At 72.2% G+C, this 14,335-nt stretch carries 11 protein-coding genes and 1 tRNA gene; 8 read left to right on the plus strand and 4 right to left on the minus strand.

Features of this window, described 5'->3' with window-relative positions; translation table 11 throughout:
* Positions 1-186: 186 nt before the first annotated feature.
* Positions 187-259 (plus strand) — tRNA-Arg (locus tag QBL21_RS27905).
* 654 nt (positions 260-913) lie between these two features.
* On the opposite strand, the gene QBL21_RS27910 is transcribed toward QBL21_RS27905, so the two are convergent.
* The gene (locus QBL21_RS27910; RefSeq protein ID WP_407566586.1) at positions 914-1,444 is read right to left on the minus strand and encodes a transposase; all 531 of its coding nucleotides are present in this window, start codon (positions 1,442-1,444) and stop codon (positions 914-916) included.
* On the minus strand, positions 1,441-1,980 hold the full coding sequence (locus tag QBL21_RS27915) for a winged helix-turn-helix domain-containing protein (RefSeq protein ID WP_407564993.1): 540 nt from the start codon (positions 1,978-1,980) through the stop codon (positions 1,441-1,443). Before QBL21_RS27915 ends, QBL21_RS27910 begins: the two co-directional genes overlap by 4 nt.
* A gap of 355 nt (positions 1,981-2,335) precedes the next feature.
* On the opposite strand from QBL21_RS27915, the gene QBL21_RS27920 reads away from it, so the two are divergent.
* The 4 genes from QBL21_RS27920 (at position 2,336) to QBL21_RS27935 (ending at position 7,861) form a co-directional block, all read left to right on the plus strand.
* Positions 2,336-3,688 (plus strand): ice-binding family protein, encoded by a 1,353-nt coding sequence (locus QBL21_RS27920; RefSeq protein WP_407564994.1) that lies wholly within the window; start codon positions 2,336-2,338, stop codon positions 3,686-3,688.
* 394 nt (positions 3,689-4,082) lie between these two features.
* The gene (locus tag QBL21_RS27925; RefSeq protein WP_407564995.1) at positions 4,083-4,670 is read left to right on the plus strand and encodes a DUF5819 family protein; all 588 of its coding nucleotides are present in this window, start codon (positions 4,083-4,085) and stop codon (positions 4,668-4,670) included.
* Positions 4,671-4,725: 55 nt separating this feature from the next.
* Positions 4,726-5,820, plus strand: coding sequence for an HTTM domain-containing protein (locus QBL21_RS27930; protein ID WP_407564996.1), 1,095 nt, complete (start codon positions 4,726-4,728; stop codon positions 5,818-5,820).
* 490 nt (positions 5,821-6,310) lie between these two features.
* Entirely contained in the window at positions 6,311-7,861 is a 1,551-nt protein-coding gene (locus QBL21_RS27935; RefSeq protein WP_407564997.1) for an alpha/beta hydrolase, read from the plus strand.
* A gap of 60 nt (positions 7,862-7,921) precedes the next feature.
* On the opposite strand, the gene QBL21_RS27940 is transcribed toward QBL21_RS27935, so the two are convergent.
* Complete coding sequence (locus tag QBL21_RS27940) at positions 7,922-8,698, minus strand: MBL fold metallo-hydrolase (protein WP_407564998.1); 777 nt, start codon at positions 8,696-8,698, stop codon at positions 7,922-7,924.
* Between the two features lie 593 nt (positions 8,699-9,291).
* Here QBL21_RS27940 and QBL21_RS27945 point away from each other — a divergent pair.
* Positions 9,292-10,146 carry a helix-turn-helix domain-containing protein gene (locus tag QBL21_RS27945; protein WP_407564999.1) on the plus strand — a complete coding sequence of 285 codons (855 nt, stop codon included), beginning with the start codon at positions 9,292-9,294 and terminating at the stop codon, positions 10,144-10,146.
* Here QBL21_RS27945 and QBL21_RS27950 read toward each other — a convergent pair.
* On the minus strand, positions 10,143-10,694 hold the full coding sequence (locus tag QBL21_RS27950) for a hypothetical protein (protein WP_407565000.1): 552 nt from the start codon (positions 10,692-10,694) through the stop codon (positions 10,143-10,145). The genes QBL21_RS27945 and QBL21_RS27950 overlap by 4 nt on opposite strands.
* A 214-nt stretch (positions 10,695-10,908) precedes the next feature.
* Between QBL21_RS27950 and QBL21_RS27955 the strand changes: the two genes are divergently transcribed.
* On the plus strand, positions 10,909-12,858 hold the full coding sequence (locus tag QBL21_RS27955; RefSeq protein ID WP_407566587.1) for an FAD/NAD(P)-binding protein: 1,950 nt from the start codon (positions 10,909-10,911) through the stop codon (positions 12,856-12,858).
* The gene (locus QBL21_RS27960; RefSeq protein ID WP_407565001.1) at positions 12,855-14,264 is read left to right on the plus strand and encodes an adenylosuccinate lyase family protein; all 1,410 of its coding nucleotides are present in this window, start codon (positions 12,855-12,857) and stop codon (positions 14,262-14,264) included. The genes QBL21_RS27955 and QBL21_RS27960 overlap by 4 nt, the downstream gene beginning before the upstream one ends.
* Positions 14,265-14,335 lie beyond the last annotated feature (71 nt).

Here is a 14,335-nt window from a genome sequence, read left to right on the forward strand (position 1 = left end):
ACCGGCGCCACCCGGAAAAAAGCGGTGCGCGAATCGCACTCGCCTGCGATTATCGGGACGCTTCACTGAACCTCCACAAGGTGGTGCCGGAGTGAAGCTACCGGGTGTGGCTCAACGGAGCCCTATCCTTGACCCCTGGCAAGGTCACGGATCCGCCGAGCCCGGCCACCGTTCCACGCCACACCGGCCCCCGTAGCTCAGCGGATAGAGCAGGCGCCTTCTAAGCGCTTGGTCGCAGGTTCGAGTCCTGCCGGGGGCGCAGGGCTGCCCTCCTCCCCCAGGGAGGGCCTTCCCTTACTTCAGGCACTTGACCCCCACCCGCCGGCCGGCACCCGTCCGCCATTGAGATGACCATGGCGTCCGTCCCGCTGGAGCAGGCCGAAACCGGGCTGCTACGGGTGGCCGCCCCCCATGCGCCCCCGGGATCAGTTCCTCGGCGCCGCCCACGGCGGCCACGGAGCGGACAATCAAGCCGTCGGGGCCGCCCGCACGGGCCCTCGGACTGCCTCATGCAGCCGCCGGAAGGTACCGGAGCCCTTCGATCCGTTACAGGTGATCGTCCGGTTTGGGCGGCGGGGCGGCGCACTTCCGATACGAGACCGCGCGGTCCGGCTGCGTGTCGTTGACCGCCGTGACCGGCTCCAGCACGAAGACGTGCTCGACGAGGAGGTCTTCCCACAGAGGGCATCGAGAGCACGGCCCTCCTCAGTGGGACTCATGGGCTGCGGGACCGAACCTCGGCCACGCCACTGACGACCTGGCTGTGGGCTGCGCCGGCATCCGGACAATCCCCACTGCCCCTCCGGCGCCGGGCCAGGGCCCTCGATCTGGCCGGCTGACCGGGGAGCAGTCGGGGGAAGGGTTCTCGAACTGGTCAGCTACTGAGGTTCAACTCGTGATGTCGCTGGGTTGCTCAGGTGGGTCTGATGGTCAGGCCGGTCTCGGCGAGGCAGCCGTCTATGAGGTCGCTGCGGTACTGGATGTGCCGTAGGCCGCGTCGGATGCGTTGGATGAGGTGGTCGGGGGTGCTGAAGGCGACGTTGGAGAGCCAGCCGCGCCGCAGGAGCGACCAGATCCCTTCGACGGGGTTCAGGTCGGGTGCGTAGGGCGGCAGATAGTAGATGGTCAGCCAGCCCCGTGAGGCGGCGAACTCCCGCAGGCCGGCGGCCTTGTGGACGTTCAGGTTGTCCCAGACGAGCACGATCGGGCCGCCGAGTTGCTGGTGGGCTGTGATCAGCAGGTCCCGGTAGTCGCGCCAGGAGAAGCTCTTGCGTCCGTCGCGGCGGCCGTCGTCTGGGCGTGGCCGGTAGATCAGCCGTGACCGGTGGCCGGGCTTGTAGCAGGTCAGCGCGGCTATGGACACCCGTCTGCGGGAACGGCCGCGCACCCGCACCACCGGGGTCCGGCCGCGCTGTGACCAGGTCTTCGCCTGCGGCGGCGTCATGGAGAAGCCGGCTTCGTCCTCGAAGACGAGCCAGGCTCCACGGGCCGCCGCGAGTCTTCCGCGCAGGGCCACACCTCCTTGACCCACCCGGCGACCGCCTCGTCGTCCCGCTCGATCGCCCGTCGGACCGGGACCTGGCAGGACCAGCCGTTGCGGACCAGCAGCTTGCGCACGCCCTGCACCGTGTAGGTGAGATGGAACCGCCGACCGATCACCGTTCTCACACGGCTCAGGGTCCAGCGCTGGTCTTCCCAGCCGTGCGCGGCCGGCCCCTTGGCCAGCTCCGCCTCCAACTGGGCGAATTGCTTCTCGCTCAGCCTCGGCAGCGACGCCGGCCCCTGTGATCGCAGAGCCCGCGGACCACCCTTGTCCCACACCTGCCGCCATCGCTGCACCGAGCGGACGCTGACCCGCAAGTCCCTGGCGATCACCGAGCTCACCTCGCCCCGGGCGAACCTCTCGGCCGCCTTGAACCGTAACTCCTCGCGGAACTGCTGCCGTTCAGCGGTCAGCCCGCCCCCCTGTGGATACCGCATGCCCCGGTGATACCGCACGGACGACGAACCGTCAGCCCCTACGACTCCACGAGTTGAACCTCAGTAATCCCGAAGTTGAACGGCCGGCGAGAGCGCTTGGTTCTTCAGGACTCGCACGTCGAGAATCCGGAATCGGCTATCCCGTGTGAGCATATTTTAATTTTAACTGTTAGGCGAAGGTAATTTCACCCATCCGCCTCCAATGCTAAATGCATTCTTCTACTACCCTGAGTTCCTCTCCGTTCTGACGAACCGTCATGCTCCGCCCCGGTGAGGCTGTGGCGCCGGAGAGATTCGTGTTCACGTTCTCTGCGTGAAACACCCTCCGCTGTTACACAAAGGAGTGAGCGTCAAGATGTCCTTGAATGAGTCCAGAGCCCCGAGATGGCGCACAGTCATTTCGTGGCTGGCGGCGCTGGTGGCGATGGTGGTCACTGCGATCGCCATCACGACGACGCAGACCTACGCAATCGCGACCCAAGTCCCGCTCGGCACCACGGAGAGCTTCGCTGTTCTCGGCGGTCAGTCGGTGACCAATACCGGCCCGACTGTGGTAACCGGTGATCTCGGCGTCAGTCCCGGGACAGCGATCACCGGTTTTCCGCCGGGGCTGGTGAACGGGGCGATCCACTCCGCGGACGCGGTCGCTCTTCAAGCGCAGAGTGATCTGGTCACGGCCTACAACGACGCCGCTGGTCAGGCTCCGGATGCGAGTATCGCGGGCGATCTCGGCGGTATGACCCTCGCTCCGGGTGTCTACAACGCCTCCTCCTCGATCGGGCTGACCGGCACACTGACCCTGGACGCCGACGGCGACCCCGATGCCGTGTGGGTCTTCCAGGTCGGATCCACCCTGACCACTGCGTCGGCCAGCAATGTCGAGCTCATTAACGGCGCATCGCCATGCAACGTTTTCTGGCAGATCGGGAGTTCGGCGACGCTGGGAACCGACACCACCTTCGTGGGCAACATCCTGGCCCTCACCTCGATTACCGCGAACACCGGCGCGACCATCGAGGGTCGTGCGCTCGCGCGTAACGGCACGACGTCCCTGGACACCAACGTGATCACTCGTCCGGAGTGCAACGGCGGGACCAACGGTGCCACCACCAACGGTGCCACCACCAACGGTGCGACGACCACCACCGGGGGCACTACCGGCGGGGGTGGGCTGCTCGGCGGTCTTACCGGGGTGACCACCGGCGGGCTGCTGGGAGGTGCCATCGCCGGCAACTCCACTACCGCCGGCACCACTGGGGCCAACACCGCAGGTGGCACCACGAGTGTCACCACGACCGGCGGCACCACAGGCGCCACCAACACAGGCGGGACCACAGGGGCCACGACGACCGGTGGCTCCACCGGAGCCACCACCACCGGCGGCAGCACAGGGGCCACCACGACCGGCGGCACCACCGGAGCCACGACGGGAGCCACCACCGGCGGGGGGCACGGCGACAAGTGCGAGCACCATGACAAGTGCAAGCACCACGACAAGTGCAAGCACCACGACAAGTGCAAGCACCACGACAAGTGCAAGCACCACGACAAGTGCAAGCACCACGACAAGTGCAAGCACCACGACAAGTGCAAGCACCACGACAAGTGCAAGCACCACGACAAGTGCAAGCACCACGACAAGTGCAAGCACCACGACAAGTGCAAGCACCACGACAAGTGCAAGCACCACGACAAGGCCTCGTCGTAGTCCAGGGCCGGACCGGGCCCATGGCAGAAAATACACCCGTCCGGCTGTGGCGAATCCCGTCGTGAGCCGTGCGCTGCGGGATCATCCTCCTACCCGCAGCGTCCGTGCGACCGACCGCTGCACCGCCTACCAGGTGCATTCGTGGGAGTGCTCCTGAGGGCGCAGCCAGCGGAGCGGCGGGCGGCGGCGTTGAAACGCCGCCGCCCGCCGACTTGATGCTGAAGCGTACGAACACAAGAAGGAGACGTCGGTCAAGATGGAACATGCCGGTCGTGACCGCGTGCTGAACGACCGTAATCCGGTGAGCCTGAAAGAAGTCCCTTCTGAACCTCCGCCACGGGGGGACACCACAGCATCGCGACGCTCGAGGGCCCTGTCGCGTCACCTGAGAAATGTGGTCACCGGCATGGTTGCCCTGGCCCTGGTGATGACGATCGCTCACCTCGCCCTGGTGTTCTTGCACGTGGCACCATCCAATCCCCTCTCGCAACGCTACGAAAAGCAGATCCACTCCTGGGTGTATCCCCTCTTCGAGCAGAATTGGCGGTTGTTCGCCCCGAACCCGGAGTCGGTCGACCGGCAGATCTCCGTGCGAACCCGGCATACCACGGCCGACGGTGAATCACAGACCAGCCCCTGGTTCGATCTCACCGCCTTGGACAACGCCGCGGTACGGCATCACATCGCACCCAGCCACACAGCGCAGAACACGCTGCGCCGGGCATGGACCGCCTACGTCGAAATGCACGGCAACACCGATGAATCCCACTCCGAACGCGCCGTGATGATGAAGCAGTACCTACGCAACGTGGCCGCACAACGAGTCTCGGCGGCACGGGGCGGAGACTTCGAGGCCCTTCAGATGCGCGTGGTCACGCAGCCCATCACGGGCCCTGCCCGTGCGAACGGCTCCCGGCCGCAACCCCAGCCCGCGGAAACACGGAACCTGCCGTGGTGGAAGGTGGAACGCGATGCACTCTGACCGGACTCCCGCGCCGTCCCCGCCCACTCGGAGAAGCGTACGGGCCGCCGGATCCATGCCAGATCGACTCCTCGAACGCGTCGGCGGCATGCGCATCATGCTCGTAGAGTGGCATGTGTCCCTCCACGCCGCAGCCGTGCTGCGCATCGGGTACGGAACGCTCTACTTCGCGTTCTTGCTCAACGAGTACCCGCACCGGGACGAACTGTGGGGGCCCGAAGCACCCTGGACACCGGCTCTCGCGCGGCAGCTCTTCGACCAGACGAGCTGGATCAGTTTCCTGACGCTCTCCGACGACCCGCTCTACTTCGAACTCTGCTACGGGGCCGCACTCCTCATCTCTCTGCTCTTCGCGGCCGGATGGCGCACCAGGGCGACATCACTCCTGTTCGCCCTCGTCGTGACGTCCTTCCACGCCCGGGCCATCTTCAGCACCGACGGCGGAGACAACATCGTCCTCCTCATGGCGGTGTATCTCTGCTTCACCGCCTGCGGCCGGCGCTGGTCGCTCGACGCGCGCCGTGCCTGCCGCGCGAGGGGACGCGGTACGGCCAAGAGGAACCTGTCCCTGGCCCCCTGGCTCCGCGAGCTGGAAACCGCTCGACGACAGGTGACGACGCTGCTGCACAACTGCGGCATGTTCGTCATCGCCGCTCAGATCTGCATCGTCTACGGAGCCGCCGGGCTCTACAAGGTGCAAGGAAACACCTGGGGCAACGGAACCGCGCTGCACTACGTCACACACCTCGACCTCTTCCAGCCCTGGCCCGCGCTCTCCGGCCTCGCGTCCGAGCACCTGCAACTGCTCGCGCTCGCCGGCTACATGGCAGTGCTGCTCCAGGTCTCGTTCCCCTTCGTACTGTTCGGCAGGCTCAAGTATCCGGTGCTGGTCATGACGCTGGCCATGCACCTGGGAATCGCCGTACTCATGGGCCTTCCCTTCTTCTCCGGCGCGATGCTCATCGCGGACGCGGTGTTCCTGCCAGACCGCTTCTACCGAGCCGCCGAAGCCAGACTCCACTCCCTCCGGCGCCGTACGAACACCGAAGACGCAGTGACCACGCCCACCAAGACGACGTCCGTACCCGCACAGCACCTCCCCGAGACACAGACGCCGGCCGCGGGCGACCCCGCCCGCACGAGCAGATGAAACGGCGCGACCTGCCCGGAGGGTGAGGAACCCGGCCGGCACAGGCCGCCGCTGTCCTCCAAGCCACACTATTGCGCCCGACGGCCCGCAGTTCCAGGCATCGACAGATCCCGAGTGCGCCCCCCAGACTTGGATAACGAGCGCTGAAAGCTCGCATTTATGCAGGTCAGCCGCATATCTTCGGGGCGGGCGAGCGCCTTCTCAGCGCTTGGTCACCGGTTCGAGTCCTGCCGGGGCGCAGGGCTGCCCTTCTCCCCGGGGAGGGCCCGACCTGCTGGTCGGAACGCTGATCATCTCCCCCCGGCTCGCCGCCCGGGGGTTATCCCCCTGCGGAGTCGGGCGGTTGGCCCGATGGCCGCGGGTCGCACCGCATCGTAACTTTCGTCCCTAGATCATCACCCGAGTGCCCGGACGCACCGGACGCGCCGAGCGCTTCAGCCACCTCAGGCGGGTCGGCCGCTCACGGCACTCCAGGCATTCCAGGAGCACGATGCGCACCCTCTCCCCTGCCTCCCTCCCCTCCCTTGCCCTGCTCGCCACCGCCGCCCTGACCGCCTCCCTGTGCGTCACCGCACCCGCGTCCGCCGCGCCCCCGCCCGCCGCCGGCGGGCGGCAGGGCGTCGACTGGGGTCCGTGCTCCGCCGAGCGGCACCCCGGGCTGGCGGAGGCCGGGGCCGAGTGCGGACACGTCACCGTGCCGCTCGACTACGCCGCCCCCGAAGGCCGCAGCGTCGAGATCGCCGTGTCGCGCATCCGCGCCACCGCCCCGCCCGCCGAGCGGCGCGGCATCCTGCTGGCCAACCCCGGCGGCCCCGGCGGGCCGGGGCTGGAGTACCCGCTCGCGCTGAGCCCGGTGCTCGGCGAGGTCGCCGGCCGCTACGACCTGATCGGCTTCGACCCGCGCTTCCTCGGCGACAGCACGCCCCTGGCCTGCGCCCCGCCCGCCGGCGCGCCCGCCCCGGTCACCGGCTCCCACCGGGAGGTCTTCGACGCCGCCGTCACCGCCGCACGCGACATGGCGCGGCGCTGCGGACAGCCCGCGGGCAACACCGCGTTGCTGGCGCACGCCACCAGCCGCAACGTCGCCCGCGACATGGACGCCGTCCGGGCCGCACTCGGCGAGCCGTCGCTGTCGTACTTCGGCGTCTCCTACGGCGCCGACCTCGGCGCCGTCTACACCCAGCTCTTCCCGCGCCGCGCCGACCGCATCGTGCTGGACAGCGGCACCGACCCGGCGCTCACGCAGTACGAGTTGTTCCAGGACACCGGCCCCGCCGCGGAAGCCGCACTCGGCGAGTGGGCGGCGTGGGCGGCCGACCGCCACGGCACGTACCGGCTGGGCCGCACCGCCCCGCGTGTCCGCGCGGCCGTGACACGGCTCGTCACCCGGGCCGAGCGGCAGCCCCTCGCCATCGGCGACCACGAGGCGGACGCCGCCCGACTGCGGCTGATCATGCACCAGTTGCTCCAGTACGAGGAGAGCGACCCCGCGCTCGCGCGCATCGTACGGAACCTGCTGGACGCCCTCGGCGGGCAGGCGGTCGAGCCCGACCCGGTGCTCGCGCAGTGGCTGACGCTGCTCGCATCGCCCGACGCCGACATGCTCTTCGCGATCCCCTCGTTCACCATGTGCGCGGACGGCGGCTGGCCCGCGGGCGGCTGGCCGACCGGCACGCACGCCTACTGGCGCGCCACCCAGCAGAGCCGCGCCGGCCAGCCGGTCTTCGGCCCCCAGGCCAACGCCATCTCCGCCTGCGCCTTCTGGCCGACCCGGCCCGGCGACACCGGCACCGCCATCGACAACGACGTGCCCGTCCTGATGCTCCACGCGACCCGCGACAACAACACCCCGTACCGGGGCGGCGTCGCCCTGCACCGGGCGCTCGACGGCTCCCGCCTGCTGACGGTGGACCTTCGCAGCCACGGCGTCTACGCCAACTCCCTCGGCGGCAACCGCCCCGTGCCCTGCGCCGACGAAGCCGTCAACGCCTACCTCGCCGGCGGCCCCCTGCCCGCGGCCGACCGGCGCTGCAAGCCCTGAAGCGGCGTGCCCCCGGAGCCGACCTCCGGGGGCACGCGCGCGCCGGCCGCGCCTGGCAGGTCAGCGCAGGGCTACGAACGGCCGGTTCAGATGGGCCGTGGCGAGCACCGCGCCGCGCTCCCCGGCCCGTTCCAGGAGCAGCCGCCGGGTGAGGCGGGCGAGGTCGGGGTCGTCCTCGAAGAAGTACCGCACGGCCGGGTCGGCGAGCTGCACGGCGTGGACGAGGACGTCGCCGGCGATGACGACCTGCCGACGGCCGCCGTCCACGACGACCGACTGGTGTCCGGGGGTGTGCCCGGGCGTCGGTACGAGCGTCACGGCACCGCCGCGGTGGGCGGCCAGCCGGGTGCCGCCGTCCACGATGTGCAGTTGCCCGGCGGCGCGCAGCGGCTCGACGGCGTACGTCGTCGCGGAGTCGCCGGGGGCGAGGGCGGCGAGTTCGGCGGCCTGGACGACGTAGCGGGCACGCGGGAAGGCGGGTACGCCGTCGGGGGTCACGGACCAGCCGTAGTGGTCCTCGTGCAGGTGGCTGAGGACCACGGCGTCCACGTCGTCCGGGGCGATGCCGGCGGCGGCCAGCCGCCCGGGCAGCAGGCCCGGCACCGGCGCCCAGCTCGCGGCGGGGCTGCCGGCGGGGCCGATGCCGGAGTCGACCAGCACGACCCGGCCGCCGGGCCGGCGTACGGCGAAGCAGCGGAAGTCCAGCTCCCAGGCGTCGCCGGGTCCGAACGCCCGCGGGTCGACGCGCCGAGCCTCCGCCCACGCGGCGGCGGAGGCACCGGGGAAGGCGTCCGCCCGCGGCATCGGAAACGTCCCGTGCGCGTCCAGCAACGCCACCACCTCGAACCCCCCGGCCCGGCACACGGCGACACCGGCAGCCTCGACACCGGCAGCCTCGGCGCCGACTGTTTCGGCGCCGACTGTCTCGGCACCGGAGGCGGGGCCGCCCGCGGCGGAGCCCGCCGGGCCGCGGCGCGGCCGGGTCGCGGCGGCAGCCGCCGCCCCGGTCGCCGACGCGGCAACCGCCCCCGCGGCCACCGCCCCGACCCCCCGCAACACCCGTCGCCGCCCCCAGGAGCCCCCGGCGCCACGCCCCCTCCGCACGTCACCGCCCCGTCCGGCACCTCCGCCGCCGGCCTCCCCCACCACACCGCCGCCCGCGGCACGGCCCGCCCCACCGACCGTGCCACCGGCCGCCCCGCCGCCTTTCTGGCCGGCCGCCGCACCGCCCTTCACAGCACCCGACCCACCGGCCACGCCACCGCCCGCTTCGCTCCCCGCACCCACGTCGTCCGTCCGCCCCATCGCCGCTCCCTCCGCCACCGGCGGCCCCACGCAACCGCCGTACGACGCCACGCTCCCGCCCACCGCCCCCGCCGCGCTTGTAAGTTCGTGCGCGATCGCCGCGCTGGTATGCAAGGCTCGGGCGCATGGCCGTGATCCGGCGCGCGCTCCTCACCGGCGACGACCTCTGCGTCACCGACGTGCGCTGCGGTGATCCGCCCGCCGGGTGGACGCCCCTGCGTGCCGCGGACGTCTTCGGGCTCGTTCTCGTGCGCGACGGTGTCGTACGGGCCCGGGTGGACGGCGTGGAGCAGACGATGGACCCCGCGTCGGTGTACGTCGAACGGCTCGGCAGCGAGCAGCAGTTCGCGCATCCGCGTGGCGCCGACCGCTACACCGAGCTGGTGCCCTCGGAGCCGCTGCTCGCCTCACTCCTGGGCGGCGATCCGGCCGTGCCGGAGGGGCTGGTGTTCACCACGCCCGCGATGGCGCTACGGCACCGGCTGCTCTGCGCCGCCGCCGGCCGCGGTCCGGGGGACGCCTTCCGGGCCGCCGAGTCGGCCGTCGCGCTGGCCGCGGCGGCGCTTGCGCAGCTCGACGCGCGGCGGGTGGCGAGCGGCGCTCCGGCCACGGCCGCGGCCCGGCGGCGGCTCGCCGACGGCGCCCGGGAGGCGCTGGCCGCCGACCCGCGGCTCGGGCTGCTCGCCCTCGCCGCCGAACTGGGCTGCTCGCCGCACCACCTGAGCCGGGTGTTCCGCGCCGCGACCGGCGCCACGCTGAGCCGCTACCGCAACCGGCTGCGCGCCGCGCGGGCGCTGGAGCGGCTGGCAGGCGGCGAACGCGACCTCGGCGGCCTCGCCGCCGAACTCGGCTTCGCCGACCAGGCGCACATGACGCACGTCGTACGCGCCGAATCCGGACTGCCGCCGGGCCGCCTGCGAGCCCTCCTCGCCCCCGCGACCGGACCCGACGGGACCGACGCTCCCCACCCGCCGGTCTAGGCTCCCCGCCCCGCACCGTCCCCCGGCGCCCGCTCCGGCCCCGCCGCCCCCGCCGGCCCAGTCGGCCCCACCGGCCCCAGCGGCCCCGCCGACCGCGGAACCCGCCGGAGCCCCGCCCGCCGCAGCGACCGCTCCGGGCCGTCCGACCTGATCTCCCGCCGCAGATGCCCGTTGAACTCCCGCAGCGCCCGCACCACGTCGTCCTCCTCCGACACGTGCCCGCTGCCCTCGTTCCGCCACACCAGCCCCGAGAACCCGTCCGCCGCCGCGCGTGTCCCCGCACCGCACAGCAGGTGGATGTGCGACCTGCCCGTCTGGAGCCGGTCCTGCCACGCCACGCGGTCCGCCGTGCTGAGCCGGCGCTGGTCGCTGCCGTCCACCTGCGCCTCGTACAGGTGCAGCCCGGCCGTGATCATGTCGGCCGCGCTCTTCAGCTTCTGCTCCCGCAGCCACCGCCGGTCCTCGCTGCGCCCGGTCGCCCAGGCGCCGAGCAGCACACCCGCCAGACCGATGAACGCCCCCACCACACCCGGCAAGACGTTCTCCACCCCGCACCACCTCCCGGACGCCGACCGCCCCCGACTTCATACCGCATCGGGTCGTGCGCCCGCGCGGAAATCCGCACGTCAGCGCCCCCGTCCGCACGTCCCCCGCGCTGCCCGCGCGTTCACCTCACAGGAATTTGTCATCGATGTGAGGTCGGGCATTGTGGAAGTCTCCTACGCAAGGGTCCTGTACGTCGCCTCCGAGGAGTAGGTGTCCATGTCCAACGGGCAGTTGAACGTCTGCATCGTCGGCGCCGGGCCGCGAGGTCTGTCGGTCCTGGAGCGGATCTGCGCGAACGAGCGCAAGTCCCCCGCCCATGAGGAGCTGCGCATCCATGTCGTCGACCCCCACCCGCCGGGCGCGGGGCGGGTGTGGCGGACCGACCAGCCTGATCTGCTGCTGATGAACACCGTCGCCTCCCAGGTGACCATCTACACCGACGCGAGCGTGGAGATGGAGGGCCCCATCGAGGCCGGGCCCAGCCTGTACGAGTGGGCGCGGTCCGTCGTACGGGGAGAAGGAGGCCCGCTGCCGGGCGGGGTGCTGGCCGAGGCGCGGCAGTTGGGTGAGGACGACTACCCGACGCGCGCGTTCTACGGGCACTACCTGGGCGACACCTTCCGCCGGGTGGTGGAGGGCGCCCCGGAGCACGTGACGGTGCAGGTGCACCGGACCACCGCGGTCACCCTCGACGAGGAGGAAGGCGCCGCCGGCCAGTGCCTCGTCCTCGAAGACGGCACCCGGTTACGCCATCTCGACGCCGTCGTCCTCGCCCAGGGGCACCTGCCGGCGCGGGCGACCGAGCGCGAGAAGGAGCTGGCGCGGGAGGCGGCGGAGTGCGGGCTCGTGCTCGTCACGCCCGTCAACCCCGCCGACGCCGACCTGTCGGCGATCCGCCCCGGGCAGACGGTGGTGCTGCGCGGGCTCGGGCTGAACTTCTTCGACCACCTCGCCCTGCTCACCACCGGCCGCGGCGGCCGGTTCGAGCGCAGCGGCGACCGGCTGGTGTACCGGCCCTCGGGCCGCGAGCCGCATCTGTTCGCCGGCTCCCGGCGCGGCGTCCCGTACCACGCCCGCGGCCACAACGAGAAGGGCGCGCACGGCCGTTACGAGCCGCGGCTGCTCACCCCCGAGGTCATCGCCCGGCTGCGCGAGCGCGGCGCCGAGGGCCGGCGCGTGTACTTCGCCGTCGACCTGTGGCCGCTGATCGCCAAGGAGGTCGCGAGCGTCTACTACGGCGCCCTGCTGGCGGCGAAGGGCCGGGAGGCGGAGCGGGAGGCGTTCGTCGTGCGCTACCTCGCCGCGCCCACCGCGGAGGTCGAGGCCGCGCTGCTGGACGAGCACGGGATCCCCGCCGCGGACCGCTGGGACTGGGAGCGCATCGACCGCCCGTACGCGACCCGCGAGTTCCGCAGCCGCGAGGAGTTCCGCGACTGGCTGCTGGGCCACCTGGCCGACGACGTGCGCGAGGCCCGTGAGGGCAACGTCAGCGGCCCGCTCAAGGCGGCGCTCGACGTGCTGCGTGACCTGCGCAACGAGATCCGTCTCATCGTCGACCACGGCGGCCTGGAGGGCATCTCGTACCGCGACGACCTCCAGAACTGGTACACGCCGCTGAACGCCTATCTGTCCATCGGCCCGCCCGCCTCCCGCATCGAGGAGACCATCGCGCTGGCCAACGCGGGCGTCCTGGAGTTCATGGGCCCGGAGCTGCGCGTCCGCGTCGACCGTACGGGCGAGGAGCCGGCGTTCGTCGCCGAGTCCAGCCGGGTGCAGGGCCCGCCGGTGCGGGCGGCGGCGCTGATCGAGGCGCGGCTGCCGGAGCCCGACATCCGGCGCACCGCCGACCCCCTGCTCACCCACCTCCTCGCCACCGGCCAGTGCCGCCCGTACCGCATCTCCAGCGACTCCGGCGACGACGTGGTGACCGGCGGGCTGGCCGTCGGCGAGCGCCCGTACCGCCTGGTCGACGCCGAGGACCGGCCCCACCCCCGCCGCTTCGCCTACGGCGTGCCGACCGAGACGGTGCACTGGGTCACCGCCGCGGGCATACGACCCGGGGTGAACTCCGTGACGCTCGGCGACTCCGACGCCATCGCCCGCGCCGTCCTCGCCCTCACCGCCGCGGACGGCCCGCGCCCCCCAGCCACAGAGGAGCCTTCGTGACCCCGACCCCGACCCCGGAGGCCGGCCTCGACGCCGGCCTGCTCTCCCCCGTCCGGGCCGGCACCCCCGCCGAAGCCGCCGTGTCGGACGGGGCGTGGCTCCAGGCGATGCTGGACGCCGAGGCGGCGCTGGCGCGCGCCCAGGCCCGTACGGGCACCATGCCCGCGTCCGCCGCCGCGGCGATCACCGCCGCGGCCCGCGCCGACCTGCTCGACCTGCGCGCGCTCGCGTGCGCCGCGCGGGAGACGGCCAACCCCGTGGTCGGGCTGGTCAAGGCGCTCTCCGGGGTGGTGGCCGAACGCGACCCCGGGGCCGCCGAGTACGTGCACCGGGGCTCGACCAGCCAGGACGTCTTCGACACCGGCGCGATGCTGGTGTGCGACCGGGCGCTGCGCCTGGTCCACGCCGACCTGCTGCGCACCGCACGGGCGCTGGAGGTGCTGGCGGCGGAGCACCGCGACACGCTGATGGCCGGGCGGACGCTGACGCTGCACGCGGTGCCGACGACGTTCGGGCTCAAGGCCGCCGGGTGGCGGCAGGTGGTGCTGGACGCGGCGGAGCGGGTGGGGCGGGTGCTGGAGGGCGGGCTGCCCGTCTCGCTCGGCGGGGCGGCGGGGACGCTGGCCGGGTATCTGGAGTACGCGGCCCTTGACGGGGGCGGAACGGAGGACTCCGGCGCGTACGTGGAGCGGCTGACCGCCGCGTTCGCCGACGAGACGGGGCTCGCGCCCGCCGCACTGCCCTGGCACGTGCTGCGCACCCCCGTCGCCGACGTCGCCGCCGTCACGGCCTTCGTCGCCGGGGCGCTCGGCAAGATCGCCGTGGACGTGCAGTCGCTGGGCCGGACCGAGGTCGCCGAGGTGGCCGAGCCCGCGGTGGCCGGCCGCGGCGGCTCCTCCGCGATGCCGCACAAGCGGAACCCGGTGCTCGCCACCCTCATCCGCAGCGCGTCCCTCCAGGTCCCGGCGCTGGCCGCCGCCGTGACCCAGTGCATGGTCACCGAGGACGAGCGCTCCGCCGGCGCCTGGCACGCCGAGTGGCACCTGCTGCGCGAGTGCCTGCGCCTGGCGGGCGGCGCGGCGCACACCGCGGTGGAACTCGCCGAGGGCCTCCAGGTCAGGCCCGAACGCATGCGCGCCAACATGCGGATGACGGAGAACCTGGTCACCTCCGAGCGCGTCGCCGCGGTGCTCGCCCCGCTGCTCGGCAAGGCGCGGGCGAAGCAGTTGCTCACCGACGCCGCCGGGGAGTCGGAGCGTACGGGACGGGCCCTGCCGGGGATTCTCGCGGCAGTGCCCGCGATCGCCGAACACTTCGACGAACCGGCCCTCGCAGCCCTCCTCGACCCCGCCTCGTACACCGGCGCGGCCGGCGCGCTGGTGGACCGGGCGCTCGACGGGAAGTAACTCCGCGGCGGGGCAGGCGACTTGGCCGCACGTGCGCGTCCGCACGCGAGCGGGTCGCCGCCTCGCCGGCA

This window comes from Streptomyces sp. 184, assembly GCF_045781775.1.
Lineage (GTDB): Bacteria > Actinomycetota > Actinomycetes > Streptomycetales > Streptomycetaceae > Streptomyces.

What these genes read in the sequence shown, in the direction of transcription:
- QBL21_RS27910 (WP_407566586.1), bottom strand. Translation starts at nt 1,444, where the DNA reads ATGACGCCGCCGCAGGCGAAGACCTGGTCACAGCGCGGCCGGACCCCG.
- QBL21_RS27915 (WP_407564993.1), bottom strand. Translation starts at nt 1,980, where the DNA reads ATGCGGTATCCACAGGGGGGCGGGCTGACCGCTGAACGGCAGCAGTTC.
- QBL21_RS27920 (WP_407564994.1), top strand. Translation starts at nt 2,336, where the DNA reads ATGTCCTTGAATGAGTCCAGAGCCCCGAGATGGCGCACAGTCATTTCG.
- QBL21_RS27930 (WP_407564996.1), top strand. Translation starts at nt 4,726, where the DNA reads ATGCCAGATCGACTCCTCGAACGCGTCGGCGGCATGCGCATCATGCTC.
- QBL21_RS27935 (WP_407564997.1), top strand. Translation starts at nt 6,311, where the DNA reads ATGCGCACCCTCTCCCCTGCCTCCCTCCCCTCCCTTGCCCTGCTCGCC.
- QBL21_RS27945 (WP_407564999.1), top strand. Translation starts at nt 9,292, where the DNA reads ATGGCCGTGATCCGGCGCGCGCTCCTCACCGGCGACGACCTCTGCGTC.
- QBL21_RS27955 (WP_407566587.1), top strand. Translation starts at nt 10,909, where the DNA reads ATGTCCAACGGGCAGTTGAACGTCTGCATCGTCGGCGCCGGGCCGCGA.